The following is a 19,969-nucleotide window of genomic DNA, read 5'->3' as shown; positions in this document are numbered from 1 at the left end:
CGGGAACGGCACAAGGGTGGGCAGGGACACAGTCCCTGCCCACCCTTGTGGCGTTCCCGTGGCGCGGTGGCGCCCTACTTGTTCGCGTCGGCCGCCTTCACCAGCGCGTCCTTGGTGACCGCGCCGACGTAGACCTTGCCGTCGTCCGTGATCAGCGCGTTGACCACGCGGGTCTTGAGGACGCGGCCCTCGCCGAACTTCCCGGAGACCTTCTCCCCGATCGAGTCGAGGAACTGCTGGGCCTGCTTGGGCGCGTTCTTGTCCTTCGCCGCGCCTTCGAGGTCCTTCAGCCCGTTGGCCGAGCCGGTCTCGATCCGGGCGATCGAGGTCCAGCCCTCGCCGAGGACCTTCATGTCGCCCTTGCCGGCCTCGGCGCCGCCGACCAGTCCGTCCAGACCCGGGATGGAGCCCAGGGCGCCCAGGCCCTTGTCCCCGTCCTCACCCGGGACGCCACCGTCGCCCTTGCCCTTGTCCGCGCCCGGGCCGTGCCCACCGCCCGTGCCCTCGCTCACCTTGGCGTCCTTGGGCGGGGTGAAGGCGAAGGTGTCGGCGGCGGGCTTGGCGAAGTCCACCTTGGTGAAGCCGGCGTCCACGATGGGCTTGCCGCCGTCCGTGGAGAGCAGCTGCACGCGCAGCGGCACGCCGTTCTTGGCGTCCACCGCGATCTTCACCGAGGAGACCGTGGAACCGGTGCCCTTCGGCTTGAGGACCAGCTGGTAGGCGTCGCGCCCGGCCACCTGGGCCGTGTCGCCGACGCTGACGTCCGTGGTCGTACCGGCGGCCTTCAGGACCTCCTGGGCGATCTCCTGCGGACTGGCGCCGAGCCGCTCGCCGGTCTTGCGCTCGGAGCCCTTGCCCGCGCCGGCCGGGTCCTTCTCGTGGAAGGCCTCCTTCGACTTGGAGTCGTATCCCCAGACGTCGGCGCCGTTGTGGACGAGCGTGTACTCGTCCTTGCCGTCGACGAAGGTCAGCTTCTGGCGGTCCGGTCCGTCGGCGGCCACCCGGAAGGTGTGCGTGCCGGAGGCCAGCTGCGTGAGCTTGTCCTGCGGGTCGGCGGAGCCGCCCGTGACGCCCGAGCCGCCGCCGAGCAGGCCGGCCGGCAGGGACGGCAGTCCCAGGTCCGTGCTGATCTTGGCGCTACCGGACAGCTGCTCGACGTCCGAGGCCGCGATCTTCTCGATGAGCTGCTGGGCCGTCACCTGCGGCAGGTCGGGGCCACCGGCGTTCGCGAAGGCCGGAACCATCGCGATCGTGCCGGCGACCACACCGAACACCGCGACCGGTACGGCGTACCGAGCGGCCTTGCGGGTCTTTGCGTTCGTTGCCATGTATGTCTGCCCTACCTCTGTGTGTACGGCGGCGACCTACCCGTCTTGCATGCAGTCAACATGCACGACCACGTCCACCCCGCGCCGCCACTCTCACCCGATCTGGTGGGGATGTGCCTCTATCTGACCAAAGAAGAGGGGGTGAAGGCGTCAGCCCCGGGAGCCAACTCCGCGTACGCCCCAGGGATGACACGACGCGTCCCGGGCACCCCCTACCCGTAGGGGATGCCCGGGACGCGCCGGTGCCTGCGGTACGACCCGCGCCGGGTCAGCCCGCGCGGTGCACCACCGCGTCGCACAGCTCCACCAGGGCCGACTTCGCGAAGCACTCCGGCAGCGGGGCCAGCGTGGCCCGCGCCTCCTGCGCGTAGCGGACGGTGTCCCGGCGGGCCTGCTCCAGGGCGGGGTGGACCCGCAGCCGCGAGAGGACCTCGGCGTGCCGGACGTCGTCCGTGAGGTCGCCGTCCAGGAGCCGTACGAGGTCCAGGTCGTCCGGGTCGCCGCCCTGGGCCGCCATCTCGCGCAGCCGCAGTACCGGCAGCGTGGGGATGCCCTCGCGCAGGTCGGTGCCCGGGGTCTTGCCGGACTCGTGCGAGTCGGAGGCGATGTCGAGGACGTCGTCGGCCAGCTGGAAGGCGAGGCCGAGGCGCTCCCCGTACTGGGTGAGGACGTCGACGACCATGTCGTCGGCGCCGGACATCAGCGCGCCGAAGCGGCAGGAGACGGCGACCAGCGAGCTGGTCTTGCCGGCCATGACGTCCAGGTAGTGCGCGACCGGGTCGCGGCCGTCGCGCGGACCGGCCGTCTCCAGGATCTGGCCCGTCACCAGCCGCTCGAAGGCCTCGGCCTGGATGCGTACGGCCTCGGGCCCGAGGTCCGCCAGGATGTGCGAGGCGCGGGCGAACAGGAAGTCACCCGTCAGGACGGCCACGGAGTTGCCCCAGCGGGCGTTCGCGCTGTCCACGCCGCGGCGCACGTCCGCCTCGTCCATGACGTCGTCGTGGTAGAGCGTCGCGAGGTGCGTGAGCTCCACGACGACGGCGGAGGGGACGATCCCGGGCGCGTAGGGATCGCCGAATCGGGAGGCGAGCATCACCAGGAGCGGCCGGAACCGCTTGCCTCCGGCGCGCACCAGGTGCTGTGCGGCCTCGGTGATGAAGGGGACTTCGCTCTTGGTGGCTTCCAGCAGACCCGCCTCGACGGCGGCCAGTCCGGCCTGGACATCGGTCTCAAGAGCCTGGTCCCGCACGCTCAGTCCGAACGGCCCGACGACGGTCACGAGGGGTACTCCTGTCTGCTGACGATCACGCTGACGATCACATGGATTGTCGATGTGTCGCTGCCATCACTCAAGCCAGCGTATCCGGTCTGTTTTCGATCACCCAGGGCGCCCGCCCGGCCGTCGGCCGCCCTCCACCCGCGCAGCGCCCGATATGCACCGGTATGTTCTGAGAGAGCCGAAACAACCGGAGAATACGTTTTGTCCAGAACTTCGACCGACATCGACGAGCCTTCGGATCCGGCGGCGGACCAGCCGCCACCGGGCGACGACCACGCCTTCTTCGGGCACCCCCGGGGGGCTCGCCACGCTCTCCGGACCGGAGGTCTGGGAGCGTTTCTCGTTCCTCGGCATGCAGGCCATCCTCGTCCTCTACTTCGCGGACGACCAGCGGCGCGACGCCGGCTTCGCGCTCTACTACAGGGGCATCAACATCGGCGCCTTCGCCGGCCCGCTGATCACCGCCTGGCTCGGCGACCACAAGGGCCGGCACTGGGGGTTCTCGGCCGCCGCCGTCGGCATGACCGCGGGCCTGGTCCAGTACGTCGCCGGGCGCCGCCACCCGGCCGGGCGCGAGCACTCGGCCCCGGCCGTGAACGATCCTGCCGCGCTCGGCCCCGACGCGATGCGCTCGGCCGTGACGGAGATCATCGGCGGGATCGTGGCCTTCGCCGCGCCCGCCACTCTTCTGGCGGTACCGGGCTGGCTGACGACGGGCCGGTTCGTGGACCTGCTCACGCTGGTCTCGGTGATCGCGCTCGCGCCGTGGCCGAGGCGCACGATGCACCCCGTTCACTGACCGTCCCGAGGCGATTGGCGAGAGGGCTTCGATGATCATCCGTACCGATTTCCCCTACGGGACCGCTCACGAGGACGTCCGGATCCCGATGCGCGACGGCGTCGAGCTGTACGCCCGCATCTGGCGCCCTGTGACGGACGAGCCCGTCCCCGCGCTGCTGGAGTACCTCCCGTACCGCCTCACCGACTGGACGGCGCCCCGCGACTGGCAGCGCCACCCCTGGTACGCGGGGCACGGCTACGCCTCCGTACGGGTCGACGTGCGCGGCCACGGATGCAGCGGCGGCGAGCCGGGCGACGAGTACGACGCCCGGGAACTCGCCGACGGCGTCGCGGTGGTGGAGTGGCTGGCCGCCCAGCCCTGGTGCACGGGGTCCGTGGGGATGTTCGGGATCTCCTGGGGCGGCTTCAACAGCCTCCAGATCGCGGCGCTCGCCCCGGAACCGCTCAAGGCGGTCGTCACCGTCTGCTCCACCGACGACCGCTTCGACAACGACGTGCACTACATGGGCGGCTCACTGCTCGCCGTCGACATGCACGCCTGGTCGGCGACCATGCTCGCCTTCGCCTCCCGCCCGCCGGACCCGCTCTACGCGGGCGACGGCTGGCGGGACCAGTGGCTTTCCCGCCTCGGCGCGGTCGAACCCCTGATCCACACCTGGCTTTCCCACCAGACCCGCGACGCGTACTGGCGCCACGGCAGCGTCTGCGAGGACTACGGCGCGATCGGCGCGGCCGTCCTGGCCGTCGGCGGCTGGCACGACCCGTACCGCGACACCGTGCTGCGGCTGGTCTCCGCCCTGCCCGCCGACCGGGTACGCGGCCTGATCGGCCCCTGGTCGCACCAGTACCCCGACCGGGGGCTGCCGCCGGGACCCGCGATCGGCTTCCTCCAGGAGACCCTGCGCTGGTGGGACCACTGGCTCAAGGACAAGGACACCGGGGTCATGGCGGAACCGCTGCTGCGGTCGTGGATCTGCGCGTCGCACCCGCCCGCGACCACGTACGAGACCCTGCCCGGCCGCTGGGTCGGCGACCCGTCCTGGCCCTCCCCGAACGTGGACCCGGTCACGTACGCCTTGCAGGGCGCGCCGGTGATCGTGGCCTCCCCGCAGCACACCGGACTGGACGCGGGCCGCTTCTTCCCCTTCGGCAACGACGCCGACCTGCCGCCGGACCAGCGCGAGGAGGACGCGAAGTCGGCCTGCTTCGAGTTCCCGGTGGGCCACGGCTCCGGGCCGGTGGAGATCCTGGGCCGGCCGGTGGTCCGGCTGCGGCTGCGGATGGACGTGCCGTACGGGCAGGTCGTGGCCCGGCTGTGCGACGTTGCCCCCGACGGGTCCTCGACGCTCGTCACCCGGGGCGCGCTGAACCTCTCGGCTCGCCAGGGCCGGGACAAGGCCGTGCCGTGGCCGGTGGGCTCGTACGAGGACGTCGTCTTCGAACTGAACGGCATCGGGCACTCCTTCCCGCCGGGGCACCGGATCCGCCTCGCCCTGTCGTCCGCCTACTGGCCGTGGATCTGGCCGCGGGCCGGCTCGGAGCGGGGCTGGACCCTGGACCCGGCGGGCAGCGCGGTCGAACTCCCGGTCCGCGACCCGTCCTGCGACGGAGAGCCGATCCTCTTCGAGGCACCGGAGCAGTCGGAGCCGCTGGGGGTCTCCCACCCCGCCACGCTGGACGAGCCGAGGCCGGAACGGCTGGTCGTACGGGATGTCGCGCGGGGCGTGTGGCGGCTGGAGGTCGACCCCCGGTACGGGGGCACGCGGGTGTATCCGGACGGGCTGGAGTTCAGCGAGGACGCGCTGGAGGTGTACGAGATCCAGGAGGCGGACCCCTTGTCGGCCCGCACCCACTCGGAGTGGACCATGCGGCTGCACCGGCCGGAGCTGGGCTGGGACGTGTCGGTGGCGACGCGGTCGGAGATCTCTTGCGACGAGGGCGGCTTCCTGACCTCGAACGAGGTGGTGTGCCGGGAGGGGGACGAGATCCTCTTCCACCGCACGTGGGAACGCCGCCTCCCCCGCGCGGCGGTGTAACGCGGCGCTGGTGCGGCGGGCCGCCGCTGGCCCCCGGCAGCGGCGCCGCACCTGACAACAGGGTGGGGTCGGGCCGCCGGTCAGGCGAAGAGGCGTTCCAGGACGACCGCGATGCCGTCCGCCTCGTTCGACAGGGTGATCTCGTCCGCCACCGCGACCAACTCGCGGTGGGAGTTGGCCATCGCGACCCCGTACGCCGACCACGCGAACATGGGGATGTCGTTCGGCATGTCACCGAAGGCGATCGTCGAGGACGGGGTGACGTCCAGGAGCTCCGCCGCCACCGCCAGGCCGCTCGCCTTGTCGATGCCCGGCGGCTGGAGTTCGACCGTGTGCTCCCCGGCCATGGTGACGTTGACCAGGTCCCCGACCACGCCGCGGGCCACCTCCGTCAGCTCGTCGTCCGACAGGCGGGGGTGCTGGAGGAGCACCTTGTTGATGGGGGAGGTCCAGAGGTCGCAGCGCCGGGCCACCGGCACCGTCGGCAGGTGCGGGTGCCACATCCGGTAGCCGGGCCCTATCAGCATCTCCGCGTCGAGGCCCTCCTGGTTGACCGCCGCGTAGACCTCTCCGACCTCCGCCTCGATCTTCCCGAGGGCGACTTCGGCCAACTCCCGGTCCATGGCCACGGAGTGCAGCAGCAGCCCGGCCGCCGCGTCGTAGACCTGCGCGCCCTGTGCGCACACCGCGAGCCCCGTGTAGCCGAGGCCGTCCAGGACGTGGCGGACCTGCGGGACGGGGCGGCCTGTCACGATGATGTGCCGGGCGCCGGCCGCGCGGGCGGCCGCGAGAGCGGCGTGGGAGCGGTCCGAGACGGTGTCTCCGGCGCGCAGCAGAGTCCCGTCCAGGTCGGTGGCGATCAAGGCATAGGGGAGGGCCTGAGGCGGGGCGGAAGTCACCCCGCCAAGGATACGGACCCCCTCGGACAAGTCCTACAATTGGCGTCTTCTCCACCTGAAGGTGGATGATTCCCGCCTGGCAGCCATTGTTGAGTGGCGGCCTACGGGTGGTTCCTGCTTCATCACCCACAGCCCGGCTTGCCGGGTCTTACACGGACTCCACAAGCGTTTTACCTCTCGGCCCGCCCGGCCGCGAGGAGTTGGCGCCCTTCGGCGCGGAGGTTCATCTCGGCGTTGTCGTCCCTGTCGTGCTTGGCACCGCAGTCGCACACCCAGTGCCGGATGTGGAGCCGTTCGACTCCCTTTGGGCCGGTGAGCGCACCGCACTGCGAGCACAGTTGGGTGGAGGGGAACCACCTGCTCACCTTGGCAAAGCCCCGCCCGTACCGTGCACACTTGGCTTCGAGGGTGCGGGCGAACATGCCCAAGGACTGGTCATGCACGGACTTGCCGAACCGGCCCCGGGCCATGCCCTTCACGTTCAGGTCCTCCACGTAGACCGCTTGGTTCTCGCGGACTATCCGGGTGGTTTCCTGTTCGATGAAGTCGCGTCGCTGGTCAGTGATGCGGGCATGGATCTTGGCTACGGCCAGCTGTGCCTTGCGCCGGTTGCTCGATCCTTTCTGGCACCTGCTGAGCTTGCGCTGAGCACGGCGGATTTTCTTCTCCTGACGGCGGAAGAACTTCGGGGAGGCGATCTTTCGGTCGCGCAGCACTGCGTAGGAGGACAAGCCCAGGTCGATCCCGGTGTCGGTCTCTTGCCAGTCCAGCTCGGGGAGCGGCTTGCTCTTCGTCTCGACCACGAACGAGGCGAAGAACCGCCCTGTCACGTCCTTGACGATCGTGACCGACGACGGGTCGGACGGAAGCTTGCGGGACCAGCGAACCGGTACGTCACCGATCTTCGGAAGCCGGAGCGCGCCGTCCTCGGTGATGGAGAAACGAGCCGCCTTCGTGAACCTCACAGCCTGGCGACCGGCCTTCTTCTTGAAGCGGGGCGGTCCGATCTTCGGGCCCTTGCGGGTTCCCTTCTTCGACGCGAAGAAGTTGCTGTACGCGGTCCCCAGGTCCCGCAGGGACGATTGGAGTAGGACCGCCGATACCTCGCCGAGCCAGGAACGCCCCTCGGTCTTCTTCGCCTCCGTGATCACCAGCCTGGCCAGCTCGACCATCGAAGGGGCAGGCAAGCTCTGCTTGTATGCGTCCTGGCGGATGCTCAGCGCGTCGTTCCAAACCACACGCGCACACCCGAACGCCTGCGCCAGCGCCTGCCGCTGGATGGCATTCGGGTAGACCCGGTAGTTGTAACGCAATCGCATGGACGGAGCGTACGACCCGCACTCGCCAATCCGTGCGAAATGACGTGATGCGACCGAAGGTCACAATATCTGCCCGCTTTCGTCCTCCCAAGTGTGTTTCATCTCCGCTCTGAGCACCCGAGCTTTCAGTCGTAATCCTGGGTAGCGTGTCCCGCACCGTGTCTCCCGGGACACCCCCGGACCGCGTCGAAAGCGAGGCAGTACCCCATGCCCCAGCAGAGCCCCCTCGATGTCCCCGAGGGCGACCCGTTCGGGCCGCACAACCTCCCCTACGGCGTGTTCTCCACCGCCGGTGAGGCCCGGCGCCGGATCGGCGTCCGCATCGGCGGGCACGTGCTCGACGCCGGGGCGGCCGCGGCCGCGCTCGGATCCCCGTACGCCGGACTGCTCGGGCAGCCCTCCCTCAACCCGCTGCTCGCCGCGGGCCGCACCGCCTGGCACGACGTGCGCCGCGCGCTGACCGCCTGGGTCACCGACCCCGGCCACCGGCCCACCGTGGAACCGCACCTGCTGCCGCTGGACGAGGTCGCGCTGCACCTCCCGTACGAGGTCGCCGACTACGTCGACTTCTACGCGAGCGAGCACCACGCGACGAACGTCGGGAAGATCTTCCGCCCGGACGGGGACGCCCTGACCCCCAACTGGAAGCACCTGCCCATCGGTTACCACGGCCGCTCCGGCACGATCGTGGTCTCCGGCACCGACGTCGTACGGCCCTCCGGGCAGCGCAAGGCGCCCACCGACCCGGCGCCCGTCTTCGGCCCGTCAGTGAAGCTCGACATCGAGGCCGAGGTCGGCTTCGTCGTCGGCGCGCCCTCCGAGATGGGCCGCCCGGTGCCGCTGGGCGAGTTCGAGGACCACGTATTCGGCCTGTTCCTGCTCAACGACTGGTCCGCGCGGGACATCCAGGCCTGGGAGTACGTGCCGCTCGGCCCCTTCCTCGGCAAGTCCTTCGCCACCTCCGTCTCCGCCTGGGTCACCCCGCTGGGGGCCCTGGACCCGGCCCGCGTCGCCCCGCCCGCCCGGGACTTCCCGCTGCTGCCCTACCTCGACGACTCCGGCGCGGAGCGCCCCGGCGGCTTCGACCTGCGCATCACGGTCTCCATCAACGGGCAGGAGGTGGCCCGGCCGCCGTTCGCGTCGATGTACTGGACCGCCGCCCAGCAGCTCGCGCACATGACCGTCAACGGCGCCTCCCTGCGCACCGGGGACGTCTACGGCTCGGGCACCGTCAGCGGTCCGGAGACCGACCAGCGCGGCTCGCTGCTGGAACTCACCTGGAACGGCCGCGACGCCATCGAACTCGCCGACGGCAAGCGCACGTTCCTGGAGGACGGGGACGTCGTCACCCTGACCGCCTGGGCTCCGGGCGCCGACGGCACCCGCGTGGGCCTCGGCGAGGTCACCGGCCGCATCGTGGGCGCCGTGTAGTCCGCCCCTTGGGCGACGGGCCCCGGCGGGGGCACGGCGGGGCGGGGCACCGGGCGGGGGGCGGGGGGCGGGGGCGGGCAGGGCCGCCCGGTGCCACCCGTACGGCCTGAACGGTTCCCGCCGGGACCCCGTTCGGAGGCGCGCCGCGTGCAAGCCCGCCGCCGGACCGGGATGGTGAACGAAAGCCCCCGACCGGCAGGAGCCCAGATGTCCCTCCGCACCCGCAAGGCCTTCCTGACCTGCGCGGCCGCCGTATCGGTCGGCCTGACCGCCGTAGCGCCCGCCCACGGCGTCGAGGGGCCCGCACCCGATCCGACCGACAAGCGGGCCATGCGGGACATGGCGACGGCGATCCGGGTGACGGCCAAGTACGCGGACGAGCGGGAGGCCCTCAAGGACGGGTACGTGCCGCACGGCGAAGCCTGCATGACCAACCCCTTCGGGGTGGGCTCCATGGGTTACCACTACGTCAAGCAGGCCTACTGGGGTTCGCTGGACCCCAGCAAGCCGACCGCGCTCCTCTACAGCACCGAGAAGGACCGCAACGGCCGCCGCAAGCTCCAGACCGTGGAGTGGATGGCCACCGACGGGGACCAGGACCTGAAGACCACCGCCGACCGGCCGAGCATGTTCGGGTTGCCCTTCGACGGGCCCATGCCCGGCCACTGGGCGGGCATGCCCAAGCACTACGACCTCCACCTCTGGGCGTACGAGAAGAACCCGGCCGGCCGCTTCCACAACTGGAACCCCGCCCTGACCTGCCCCAAGGCCAACACCACCCCCACCGCCCCGGCCCACCCGCACTGACCTCCGGGTCAACACGGCGCTCCCGTTCACACGTACGGACGGTCCCGAACGGATCCCCGGCGATACGCTGGTCGGACTCGCGAAGATCCGGCTCATGGGAGCACTGATGAACCCGGAATACAGCTGGCCGATCCCGCCGCCGGGCGGCTGGACTGCCGACGACCTGGACACGCTTCCGAATCTGCCTCCGCATACGGAGCTGATCGACGGGAGCCTGGTTTTCGTGAGTCCGCAGACCCTCTTCCACTCGCGGACGGTCGACTTCTTCAACTGGCAGCTTCAGTCGCTGGTCCCGCCAGGTCTGGAAGTCGTCCGCGAGTTCACCATCGACATCGATCGGCGCAACCGCCCCGAGCCTGACGTGATCGTAGTCAACGAGGACGTCATCAACGATGAGAAACAGACCCGGCTCCCGGCCGAGTCGGTCCTGCTGGCCATCGAGGTCGTCTCTCCCGAGTCCGTCAGCCGCGACCGCGAGACCAAGCCGCTGAAGTACGCCCGAGCCGGAATCCCGCACTTCTGGCGCGTCGAGAACAAGGACGGCCGGGCGGTCGTCTACGTCTTCGAGCGGGAGCCTGCCACCGGTGCCTACACCAGCACCGGCATCTTCCACGACCGTCTGAAGGTCTCCGTCCCCTTCCCCATCGACCTGGACCTCACCGAGATCACGCCGAAGCGGCGACGCCCCGAGTAGCCCCGCACACGGCGCAGGGCCCGGCCCCTCTGAAGGGGAGCCGGGCCCTGCTTCGTGCACCTGCCGGTCAGCGTACGAACGTGCTCGCCTGCCCCGCCAGGTCCAGGAAGTACTGCGGGGCCACGCCCAGGACCACCGTGACCGCGACGCCGACCGCGATCGTCGTCATCGTCAGCGGGGAGGGGACGGCCACCGTCGGGCCGTCGGCCTTCGGCTCGCTGAAGAACATCAGGACGATGACGCGGACGTAGAAGAACGCGGCGATCGCGGACGAGATGACACCGACCACGACCAGCGCTCCCGCGCCGCCCTCCGCCGCCGCCTTGAACACGGCGAACTTGCCGGAGAAGCCGGACGTCAGCGGGATGCCCGCGAAGGCCAGCAGGAACACCGCGAAGACCGCCGCCGTGAGCGGCGAACGGCGGCCCAGCCCCGCCCACTTCGACAGGTGCGTCGCCTCGCCGCCCGCGTCGCGGACCAGGGTGACCACCGCGAAGGCGCCGATCGTCACGAAGGAGTACGCGGCCAGGTAGAAGAGGACGGACTTGACGCCCTCCGCCGAGGTCGCGATCACACCGGCCAGGATGAAGCCGGCGTGCGCGATCGAGGAGTAGGCGAGGAGCCGCTTGACGTCGGTCTGGGTCACGGCGATGACCGCGCCCGCCAGCATCGTGACGATCGCGACCGCCCACATCACCGGCCGCCAGTCCCACCGCAGGCCCGGCAGCACCACGTACAGCAGGCGCAGGAGGGCGCCGAAGGCGGCCACCTTCGTCGCCGCGGCCATGAAACCGGTCACCGGCGTCGGGGCGCCCTGGTAGACGTCCGGGGTCCACATGTGGAAGGGGACCGCGCCGACCTTGAAGAGCAGGCCCATCAGGATCAGCGCGCCACCGATGAGCAGCAGCGCGTCGTTGCCCATGGTCGTGGCGAGCGCGGGGTCCACGTTCGCCACGGTGCCGTCGACCACGTCCGCGATGACCGCGTACGAGACGGAGCCCGCGTACCCGTAGACGAGCGCGATGCCGAAGAGGAGGAACGCGGAGGAGAAGGCGCCGAGCAGGAAGTACTTGACGGCGGCTTCCTGCGACATCAGCCGCTGGCGGCGGGCGACGGCGCAGAGCAGGTACAGCGGGAGGGAGAAGACCTCCAGGGCCACGAAGAGCGTCAGCAGGTCGTCGGCCGCGGGGAAGATCAGCATGCCGGAGACCGCGAACAGTGCGAGCGGGAAGACCTCGGTGGTGGTGAAGCCCGCCTTGACGGCTTTCTTCTCGCTCTCGCTGCCCGGTACGGACGCCGCCTGCGCGGCGAAGGAGTCGACCCGGTTGCCGTGGGCGGCCGGGTCCAGGCGCCGCTCCGCGAAGGTGAAGACCGCGACGATCGAGGCCAGCAGGATGGTGCCCTGCAGGAACAGCGCCGGGCCGTCGACGGCCACGGCGCCCATCGCCGCGACGTGCGCCTTGGAGCTGCCGTACCCGCCGGCGGCGAGCCCGACGACCGCCGCGAAGGCGCAGGCCAGCGCGGCGACGGCGAGGAACACCTGGATGTAGTAACGGGACTTGCGCGGTGCGAAGGCCTCGACGAGGACTCCGAGGATCGCCGCGCCCAGCACGATGAGCGTGGGCGACAGCTGGGCGTACTCGATGTGCGGCGCCGGGATCTTGTCGATCGGCGCCGCGGCCGCCAGTGCCGGCAGCAGGCTCTGGGCAGCAGTCACGGTGCTCACTTCGCCGCCTCCCCCTCGTTGGTGTGCTTCGCCTCGACAGCCACCTCGGGCTTCGGGTCCGTCTGCTTCACGTCCGACATGGTGTGCTCGACCGCCGGGTTGACGATGTCGGTGAGCACCTTGGGGTAGACGCCCAGACCGATCAGCAGCGCGATCAGCGGGGCGACCACCAGTACCTCCCGCAGGCGCAGGTCCGGCATGGTGCGGACCTCCTCCTTCAGCGGGCCGGTCATCGTGCGCTGGTAGAGGACCAGCGTGTAGAGCGCGGCCAGCACGATGCCGAAGGTGGCGATGATGCCGACGACCGGGTACCGGGCGAACGTGCCGACCAGGACCAGGAATTCGCTCACGAACGGGGCGAGCCCCGGCAGCGAGAGGGTGGCGAGGCCGCCGATCAGGAAGGTGCCGGCCAGGACCGGGGCCACCTTCTGGACGCCGCCGTAGTCGGCGATGAGCCGCGAGCCGCGCCGCGAGATCAGGAAGCCGGCCACCAGCATCAGCGCGGCGGTCGAGATCCCGTGGTTGACCATGTACAGCGTCGCGCCGGACTGCCCCTGGGAGGTCATCGCGAAGATGCCCAGGACGATGAAGCCGAAGTGCGAGATCGAGGCGTAGGCGATCAGCCGCTTGATGTCCCGCTGCCCGACCGCGACCAGTGCGCCGTAGACGATGCTGATCAGGGCCAGTACGAGGATCACCGGCGTGGCCCACTTGCTGGCTTCGGGGAAGAGCCCGAGGCAGAAGCGGAGCATCGCGAAGGTGCCGACCTTGTCGACGACCGCGGTGATCAGGACGGCGACCGGGGCCGTGGCCTCGCCCATCGCGTTCGGCAGCCAGGTGTGCAGCGGCCACAGCGGGGCCTTCACCGCGAAGGCGAAGAAGAAGCCGAGGAAGAGCAGCCGCTCGGTGTTGGTCGCCATGTCGAGCGTGCCCGCGGCGCGGGCGGCGGTGATCTCCTGGAGCGAGAAGTTCCCGGCGACCACGTACAGGCCGATGACGGCGGCCAGCATGATCAGGCCGCCGGCCAGGTTGTAGAGGAGGAACTTGACCGCCGCGTACGAGCGCTGCGCGGCCGCGTTCTCCTCGGAGCCGCCGGCCCCGGCAGCGGCTGACCGGGAGGAAGTCGCCCGGTCCCCGAAGCCGCCGATGAGGAAGTACATCGGGATGAGCATGGCTTCGAAGAAGATGTAGAAGAGGAAGACGTCGGTGGCCTCGAAGGAGATGACCACCATCGCCTCGACCAGCAGGATCAGTGCGAAGAAGCCCTGTGTGGGCCGCCAGCGCTGGCTCTTGGTCTCCAGCGGGTCGGCGTCGTGCCAGCCGGCCAGGATGATGAAGGGCATCAGAACCGCGGTGAGCGCGATGAGCGCCACCCCGATGCCGTCGACGCCCAGTTCGTAACGGACCCCGAAGTCGGGGATCCAGGAGTGGGACTCGGTGAGCTGGTAGCGGTCGCCACCGGGCTCGAAGCGGACCGCGACGAGCACGGCCAGGGCCAGGGTCGCCAGCGAGAAGAACAGGGCGAGCCATTTGGCGGCGGTCCGGCGGGCGGCCGGGACGGCCGCCGTCAGGATCGCACCGACCGCGGGGACCGCGGCCGTCACCGTCAGAAGCGGGAAATTCATCTCACACCGCCCTCATCAGCAGGGTCGCGGCGATCAGGACCGCCGTGCCCCCGAACATCGAGACCGCGTAGCTGCGGGCGTAGCCGTTCTGCAGTTTGCGCAGCCGGCCCGACAGCCCGCCGACTCCGGCGGCCGTCCCGTTGACCACTCCGTCGACCAGGCTGTGGTCGACGTAGACGAGGGAGCGGGTCAGGTGCTCCCCGCCGCGCACCAGGACCACGTGGTTGAAGTCGTCCTGGTACAGGTCCCGTCGGGCCGCCCGGGTGAGGAGCGAGCCGCGCGGGGCGATGACCGGGACGGGCTTCCTGCCGTACATCGCCCAGGCGATGGCGACGCCGAGGACGAGGACCACCATGGTGGACACGGTCACCGTCATGGCGCTGACCGGCGGATTGCCGTGCTCGTGCCCGGTGACGGGCTCCAGCCACTTCAGGAAGCGGTCGCCGATCCCGAAGATGCCGCCCGCGAAGACCGAGCCGAAGGCCAGGATGACCATCGGGATCGTCATGGACTTCGGGGACTCGTGCGGGTGCGGCAGCTCGCCGGGGCGCGCATCGGCGGCGGGCTCGACACCGGGGGTCGCGGCCGGGTCCGGGGCGGGCTGCCAGCGCTTCTCGCCGAAGAAGGTGAGGAGCATGACCCGGGTCATGTAGAAGGCGGTGATCGCCGCGCCGAGGAGGGCCACCCCGCCGAGGATCCAGCCCTCGGTGCCGCCCTTGGCGAAGGCGGCCTCGATGATCATGTCCTTGGAGAAGAACCCGGACAGGCCCGGGAAGCCGATGATGGCGAGGTAGCCCAGGCCGAAGGTCACGAAGGTGACCGGCATGTACTTCCGCAGGGCCCCGTACTTGCGCATGTCGACCTCGTCGTTCATCCCGTGCATCACGGAACCGGCGCCGAGGAAGAGGCCCGCCTTGAAGAAGCCGTGCGTGACCAGGTGCATGATCGCGAAGACGTAACCGATGGGACCGAGGCCGGCCGCCAGGATCATGTAGCCGATCTGCGACATCGTCGACCCGGCGAGGGCCTTCTTGATGTCGTCCTTCGCGCAACCGACGATCGCACCGAAGAGCAGCGTGACCGCGCCCACGACGGTGACCGCCAGCTGCGCGTCCGGCGCCCCGTTGAAGACGGCTCCCGAGCGGACGATGAGGTAGACGCCGGCGGTGACCATCGTCGCCGCGTGGATGAGGGCCGAGACCGGGGTCGGGCCCTCCATCGCGTCGCCGAGCCAGGACTGCAGCGGCACCTGCGCCGACTTGCCGCAGGCGGCGAGCAGCAGCATCAGCCCGATCGCCGTCAGCTTGCCTTCCGAGGTCTCGCCGGCGCTGGAGAGCACCGGTCCGAAGGCGAAGGTCCCGAAGGTGGTGAACATCAGCATGATGGCGATCGAAAGGCCCATGTCGCCGACCCGGTTGACCAGGAAGGCCTTCTTCGCGGCGGTGGCCGCGCTGGGCTTGTGCTGCCAGAAGCCGATGAGGAGGTACGAGGCGAGGCCCACGCCCTCCCAGCCGACGTACAGCAGGAGGTAGTTGTCGGCGATGACCAGGAGCAGCATCGCCGCGAGGAAGAGGTTGAGGTATCCGAAGAAGCGGCGGCGGCGCTCGTCGTGCTCCATGTACCCGATCGAGTACACGTGGATGAGCGTGCCCACCCCGGAGATCAGCAGGACGAAGGTCATCGACAGCTGGTCGAGCTGGAAGCCGACGTCGGCTTGGAAGCCCTCGACCGGGATCCAGCTGAACAGCCGCTGGTGGAAGGTCCGCTCCTCGGCCCCGTGACCGAGCATGTCGGTGAAGAGGACGACGCCGATGCCGAAGGAGGCGGCGGCGAGCAGGGTGCCGAGCCAGTGCCCGGCCTTGTCGAGGCGGCGGCCGCCGCAGAGCAGCACCGCCGCTCCGAGCAGTGGCGCTGCTACCAGCAGCGCGATCATGTTCTCCACAGCGACCCCTTACAGCTTCATCAGGCTGGCGTCGTCGACCGAGGCCGAGTGGCGGGTACGGAACAGCGACACGATGATCGCGAGGCCCACCACGACCTCGGCGGCGGCGACGACCATCGTGAAGAACGCGATGATCTGGCCGTCGAGGTTGCCGTGCATCCGCGAGAAGGTGACGAAGGCGAGGTTGCAGGCGTTGAGCATGAGCTCCACGCACATGAACACCACGATCGCGTTCTTCCTGATCAGGACTCCGGACGCCCCGATGGTGAACAGCAGGGCCGACAGGTACAGGTAGTTGACCGGATTCACTTCGAGGCCTCCTCACGGCCGAGCCGCTCGGACGACCGCTGCTCCAGTGCCTTCAGGTCGTCCAGCGCCTGGCTGGAGACGTCCCTGATCTGGCCGCGGGCGCGCAGCGTCTGGTTGACGGTGAGCTCGGACGGGGTGCCGTCCGGCAGCAGGCCGGCGACGTCCACGGCGTTGTGCCGGGCGTAGACGCCGGGTGCGGGCAGCGGCGGGAGCTGCACGCCCTCGCGTACGCGGCGCTCGGCGAGCTCGCGCTGGGTGGCGGCCCGCTCGGTGCGCTCGCGGTGGGTGAGCACCATCGCTCCGACGGCCGCCGTGATGAGGAGGGCGCCGGTGATCTCGAAGGCGAACACGTACTTGGTGAAGATGAGCGTGGCCAGGCCCTCGACGTGTCCGCCGGAGTTGATCCGGCCGAGTCCGTTGAAGTGGGTGAGCCGGGCGTTGGCGATGCCGGCGATGAGCAGGATGCCGAAGCCCAGTCCGCACAGGGCGGCGAGCCAGCGCTGCCCCTTGAGGGTCTCGGTCAGGGAGTCCGCGGCGGTGACGCCGACGAGCATGACGACGAAGAGGAAGAGCATCATGATCGCGCCGGTGTAGACGACGACCTGGACGACGCCGAGGAAGTAGGCCCCGTTGGCGAGGTAGAAGACCGCCAGGATGATCATCGTCCCGGCCAGGCTCAGCGCGCTGTGTACGGCCTTCTTCATCAGGATCGTGGCCAGCGCGCCGATGACGGCGACCGTGCCGAGGACCCAGAACTGGACCGCCTCACCGGTGGAGGTGAGCGTGGCGGCCGCGGCGACGGCGCTCATGCGCCCACCCCCTCGGAGGTGTTGTCGGATGCCGTGGTCCCGGGGACCTCGCCCTTGGAGACGGCGACCTGGCGGACCGTGCCGGGAGCCGCCCCGGTCACCAGCCCGCGGTAGTAGTCCGTGTCCTCGGTGCCCGGGAAGATCGAGTGCGGAGCCTCGACCATGCCCTCGGTCAGACCGGAGAGCAGCTGCTCCTTGGTGTAGATGAGCGATTCGCGGCTGGAGTCGGCCAGTTCGAACTCGTTCGTCATGGTCAGCGCCCTGGTCGGGCACGCCTCGACGCACAGCCCGCACAGGATGCAGCGGGCGTAGTTGATCTGGTAGACCGCGCCGTAGCGCTCGCCCGGGGAGTAGCGCTCCTCCTCGGTGTTGTCCGCGCCCTCGACGTAGATCGCGTCGGCGGGACAGGCCCAGGCGCACAGCTCGCACCCGATGCACTTCTCCAGACCGTCCGGGTGGCGGTTGAGCTGGTGCCGCCCGTGGAAGCGCGGAGCGGTGGTCTTGTGCTGCTCGGGGTACTGCTCGGTGAGGCGCTTCTTGAACATGGCCTTGAAGGTCACGCCGAAGCCCGCCACCGGGTTCTGCCACTTCTCGTTCTGGTCCGCGTCAGACATTCTCAGCACCCTCCTCTCCGTCACTGTCAGTATTCGCCGCGCCACTGACAATCAGCTCCCGCTCACTGCGAGGCCGCCTGCGCGGTACGGGTGCCAGGTGCTGGCCGGGCTTGGGCGGTACGGGGAATCCGCCCGCCAGCGGGTCGAAGGGCTCGGCGGCGGCCGCCTGTCCGGCGTCCGCGAGGGCCGCCTTCTCCTTCTTGTCGCGGAAGAGGTCCGCGACGAAGGACAGCAGCAGGAGCGCGATGACCGCGCCGCCGACGTAGAGCACGATCTCCGTGAAGTCGTAGTTCTCGTTGCGCAGCGCCCGGACGGTGGCGACCAGCATCAGCCAGACCACGGAGACCGGGATCAGCACCTTCCAGCCGAGCTTCATCAGCTGGTCGTAGCGCACGCGCGGGAGCGTGCCGCGCAGCCAGATGAAGAAGAACAGCAGCAGCTGGACCTTGAGGACGAACCACAGCATCGGCCACCAGCCGTGGTTGGCGCCCTCCCAGTACGTGGAGATCGGCGCCGGGGCCCGCCAGCCGCCCAGGAAGAGGGTGACCGAGACGGCGGAGACGGTGACCATGTTGACGTACTCGGCCAGCATGAACAGCGCGAACTTGATCGAGGAGTACTCGGTGTTGAAGCCGCCGACCAGGTCGCCCTCGGACTCCGGCATGTCGAAGGGGGCGCGGTTCGTCTCACCGACCATCGTGATGACGTAGATGATGAAGGAGACCGGCAGCAGCACGATGAACCAGCGGTCCGACTGGGCTTCGACGATCGCCGAGGTCGACATCGACCCGGAGTAGAGGAAGACCGAGGCGAAGGCCGCGCCCATCGCGATCTCGTAGGAGATCATCTGCGCGCAGGAGCGCAGGCCTCCGAGGAGCGGGTAGGTGGAGCCCGAGGACCAGCCGGCCAGCACGATGCCGTAGATGCCGACCGAGGCCACCGCGAGGACGTAGAGCATCGCGATCGGCAGGTCGGTCAGCTGCATCGTGGTGCGCTGGCCGAAGATGGAGACCTCGTTGCCCGAGGGGCCGAAGGGGATCACCGCGATGGCCATGAACGCCGGGATCGCCGCGATGATCGGGGCGAGGACGTAGACGACCTTGTCGGCCCGCTTGACGATGAGGTCTTCCTTGAGCATCAGCTTCACGCCGTCGGCGAGCGACTGGAGCATGCCCCAGGGGCCGTGCCGGTTCGGGCCGATGCGCAGCTGCATCCAGGCGACGACCTTGCGCTCCCACACGATGGAGAAGAGCACGGTCACCATCAGGAAGGCGAAGCAGAACACCGCCTTCACGACGACGAGCCACCAGACGTCCCTGCCGAACAGGGAGAGGTCCTCGGCGGCGATCTGAACGGTGTTCACGCGCCCACCTCCGCAGTGGAGTCGCTGCTGTCGGCCGGGGTCGCCGGGCCGATCCGTACGAGGGTTCCCGGGCGGGCGCCGGTGTCGGCGAGGACCCCGGAGCCGGTGGAGTTCATCGGGAGCCAGACCACCCGGTCGGGCATCTCGGTGATCCGCAGCGGCAGTTCCACGGAGCCGGCCGGGCCGGTCACCGCGAGGACGTCGCCGGCCTTGACGCCGGTCTCGGCGGCCGTGGCGGCCGACAGGCGGGCGCTCGCCTCGTGCCGGGTGCCGGCCAGGGCCTCGTCCCCGTCCTGGAGGCGGCCCTGGTCGAGCAGGAGCCGGTGGCCCGCGAGGACGGCCTCGCCCGCACCGGGGCGGGGCAGCGGCTCGGTGTCCGCGGACTGGTCGGCGGCCCGCGTCCCGGCCCACTGGCCGAGCCCGTCGAGCTCCCGGCGTACGGCGTGTACGTCGGCCAGGGCGATCGGCCGGTCGGCCGCGTCGGCCAGCATGTGCAGCACGCGGGAGTCCGCCGGGGCCAGGCGCCGGGTCATCTGCTCGGGCTTCAGCGCGGCCTCGAACGGCCGGACCCTGCCCTCCCAGTTGATGAAGGCACCGGGCTTCTCGGCGACGGCCGCCACCGGCAGGACCACGTCCGCGTGGTCGGTGACCTCGCTGGGCCGCAGTTCCAGACTGACCACGAAGGCCTCCTGGAGCGCGATCCGGGCGCGGGCCGGGTCCGGCAGGTCGGCGATCTCCACGCCCCCGATCAGCAGGGCGGACAGTTCGCGGCCGGCGGCCGCCTCGACGATCTGGCCGGTGTCGCGGCCGTAGCGGTGCGGGAGCTCGTCCAGGCCCCAGGCGGCGGCGACCTCGTCGCGGGCCCGCGGGTCGGTGGCCGGGCGGGCGCCCGGCAGCAGGGACGGCAGCGCGCCCGCCTCCAGGGCGGCCCGCTCTCCGGCCCGGCGCGGGATCCACACCAGCCGGGCGCCGGTCGCGGCGGCGGCC

At 70.3% G+C, this 19,969-nt stretch carries 16 protein-coding genes and 1 pseudogene; 5 read left to right on the top strand and 12 right to left on the bottom strand.

Features of this window, described 5'->3' with window-relative positions:
* Positions 1–74: 74 nt before the first annotated feature.
* Positions 75–1,328 (bottom strand): DUF2092 domain-containing protein, encoded by a 1,254-nt coding sequence (locus J7E97_RS11185; RefSeq protein ID WP_215025207.1) that lies wholly within the window; start codon positions 1,326–1,328, stop codon positions 75–77.
* A 268-nt stretch (positions 1,329–1,596) separates the two neighbouring features.
* Complete coding sequence (locus J7E97_RS11180) at positions 1,597–2,607, bottom strand: polyprenyl synthetase family protein (RefSeq protein ID WP_215025205.1); 1,011 nt, start codon at positions 2,605–2,607, stop codon at positions 1,597–1,599.
* Positions 2,608–2,808: 201 nt separating this feature from the next.
* On the opposite strand from J7E97_RS11180, the pseudogene J7E97_RS11175 reads away from it, so the two are divergent.
* Both J7E97_RS11175 and J7E97_RS11170 read left to right on the top strand, forming a co-directional pair.
* Positions 2,809–3,364 (top strand): annotated as a pseudogene (locus J7E97_RS11175) (MFS transporter); the annotation flags it as partial.
* 73 nt (positions 3,365–3,437) lie between these two features.
* The gene (locus J7E97_RS11170) at positions 3,438–5,444 is read left to right on the top strand and encodes a CocE/NonD family hydrolase (protein ID WP_215025203.1); all 2,007 of its coding nucleotides are present in this window, start codon (positions 3,438–3,440) and stop codon (positions 5,442–5,444) included.
* Positions 5,445–5,524: 80 nt separating this feature from the next.
* Here J7E97_RS11170 and J7E97_RS11165 read toward each other — a convergent pair whose 3' ends face one another.
* Positions 5,525–6,343, bottom strand: a complete 819-nt coding sequence (locus J7E97_RS11165; RefSeq protein WP_215025201.1) for an HAD family hydrolase — start codon at positions 6,341–6,343, stop codon at positions 5,525–5,527.
* Positions 6,344–6,513: 170 nt separating this feature from the next.
* Positions 6,514–7,662 (bottom strand): RNA-guided endonuclease TnpB family protein, encoded by a 1,149-nt coding sequence (locus tag J7E97_RS11160; RefSeq protein ID WP_215025199.1) that lies wholly within the window; start codon positions 7,660–7,662, stop codon positions 6,514–6,516.
* A 207-nt stretch (positions 7,663–7,869) separates the two neighbouring features.
* Between J7E97_RS11160 and fahA the strand changes: the two genes are divergently transcribed.
* The 3 genes from fahA to J7E97_RS11145 all read left to right on the top strand — a co-directional run bounded on the left by fahA (position 7,870) and on the right by J7E97_RS11145 (position 10,594).
* A complete protein-coding gene (gene fahA / locus J7E97_RS11155) occupies positions 7,870–9,093 on the top strand; it encodes a fumarylacetoacetase (RefSeq protein WP_215025197.1) in 1,224 nt (407 codons plus the stop codon).
* Positions 9,094–9,300: 207 nt separating this feature from the next.
* Entirely contained in the window at positions 9,301–9,900 is a 600-nt protein-coding gene (locus tag J7E97_RS11150; protein ID WP_215025194.1) for a hypothetical protein, read from the top strand.
* Between the two features lie 94 nt (positions 9,901–9,994).
* Positions 9,995–10,594 (top strand): Uma2 family endonuclease, encoded by a 600-nt coding sequence (locus J7E97_RS11145; protein ID WP_215025191.1) that lies wholly within the window; start codon positions 9,995–9,997, stop codon positions 10,592–10,594.
* Between the two features lie 67 nt (positions 10,595–10,661).
* Here the strand turns inward: J7E97_RS11145 and nuoN are convergent, their stop codons facing one another.
* The 8 genes from nuoN to J7E97_RS11105 form a co-directional block, all read right to left on the bottom strand.
* On the bottom strand, positions 10,662–12,281 hold the full coding sequence (gene nuoN / locus J7E97_RS11140) for an NADH-quinone oxidoreductase subunit NuoN (protein ID WP_215025240.1): 1,620 nt from the start codon (positions 12,279–12,281) through the stop codon (positions 10,662–10,664).
* Positions 12,282–12,316: 35 nt separating this feature from the next.
* Complete coding sequence (locus J7E97_RS11135; RefSeq protein ID WP_215025188.1) at positions 12,317–13,945, bottom strand: NADH-quinone oxidoreductase subunit M; 1,629 nt, start codon at positions 13,943–13,945, stop codon at positions 12,317–12,319.
* 1 nt (position 13,946) lies between these two features.
* The gene (gene nuoL, locus J7E97_RS11130; protein ID WP_215025185.1) at positions 13,947–15,887 is read right to left on the bottom strand and encodes an NADH-quinone oxidoreductase subunit L; all 1,941 of its coding nucleotides are present in this window, start codon (positions 15,885–15,887) and stop codon (positions 13,947–13,949) included.
* 9 nt (positions 15,888–15,896) lie between these two features.
* A complete protein-coding gene (gene nuoK, locus J7E97_RS11125) occupies positions 15,897–16,196 on the bottom strand; it encodes an NADH-quinone oxidoreductase subunit NuoK (protein WP_215025182.1) in 300 nt (99 codons plus the stop codon).
* The gene (locus J7E97_RS11120) at positions 16,193–17,005 is read right to left on the bottom strand and encodes an NADH-quinone oxidoreductase subunit J (protein ID WP_215025179.1); all 813 of its coding nucleotides are present in this window, start codon (positions 17,003–17,005) and stop codon (positions 16,193–16,195) included. The genes nuoK and J7E97_RS11120 overlap by 4 nt, the downstream gene beginning before the upstream one ends.
* Positions 17,002–17,619, bottom strand: a complete 618-nt coding sequence (nuoI, locus tag J7E97_RS11115) for an NADH-quinone oxidoreductase subunit NuoI (protein ID WP_215025176.1) — start codon at positions 17,617–17,619, stop codon at positions 17,002–17,004. The genes J7E97_RS11120 and nuoI overlap by 4 nt, the downstream gene beginning before the upstream one ends.
* On the bottom strand, positions 17,612–18,982 hold the full coding sequence (nuoH, locus tag J7E97_RS11110; RefSeq protein WP_215025174.1) for an NADH-quinone oxidoreductase subunit NuoH: 1,371 nt from the start codon (positions 18,980–18,982) through the stop codon (positions 17,612–17,614). Before nuoH ends, nuoI begins: the two co-directional genes overlap by 8 nt.
* A partial coding sequence (locus J7E97_RS11105; protein ID WP_215025172.1) for a molybdopterin dinucleotide binding domain-containing protein occupies positions 18,979–19,969 on the bottom strand: 991 nt, incomplete at its 5' end. The genes J7E97_RS11105 and nuoH, both read right to left, overlap by 4 nt.

It is taken from the genome of Streptomyces sp. ISL-66 (assembly GCF_018614135.1).
GTDB lineage: Bacteria > Actinomycetota > Actinomycetes > Streptomycetales > Streptomycetaceae > Streptomyces.
The sequence above is the reverse complement of the archived record's forward strand: the minus strand, read 5'-3'. Positions and strand labels throughout refer to the sequence as shown.

What these genes read in the sequence shown, in the direction of transcription:
- J7E97_RS11135 (WP_215025188.1), bottom strand. Translation starts at nt 13,945, where the DNA reads ATGAATTTCCCGCTTCTGACGGTGACGGCCGCGGTCCCCGCGGTCGGT.
- J7E97_RS11185 (WP_215025207.1), bottom strand. Translation starts at nt 1,328, where the DNA reads ATGGCAACGAACGCAAAGACCCGCAAGGCCGCTCGGTACGCCGTACCG.
- nuoI (WP_215025176.1), bottom strand. Translation starts at nt 17,619, where the DNA reads ATGTCTGACGCGGACCAGAACGAGAAGTGGCAGAACCCGGTGGCGGGC.
- J7E97_RS11150 (WP_215025194.1), top strand. Translation starts at nt 9,301, where the DNA reads ATGTCCCTCCGCACCCGCAAGGCCTTCCTGACCTGCGCGGCCGCCGTA.
- J7E97_RS11170 (WP_215025203.1), top strand. Translation starts at nt 3,438, where the DNA reads ATGATCATCCGTACCGATTTCCCCTACGGGACCGCTCACGAGGACGTC.
- J7E97_RS11160 (WP_215025199.1), bottom strand. Translation starts at nt 7,662, where the DNA reads ATGCGATTGCGTTACAACTACCGGGTCTACCCGAATGCCATCCAGCGG.
- J7E97_RS11120 (WP_215025179.1), bottom strand. Translation starts at nt 17,005, where the DNA reads ATGAGCGCCGTCGCCGCGGCCGCCACGCTCACCTCCACCGGTGAGGCG.
- J7E97_RS11145 (WP_215025191.1), top strand. Translation starts at nt 9,995, where the DNA reads ATGGGAGCACTGATGAACCCGGAATACAGCTGGCCGATCCCGCCGCCG.
- fahA (WP_215025197.1), top strand. Translation starts at nt 7,870, where the DNA reads ATGCCCCAGCAGAGCCCCCTCGATGTCCCCGAGGGCGACCCGTTCGGG.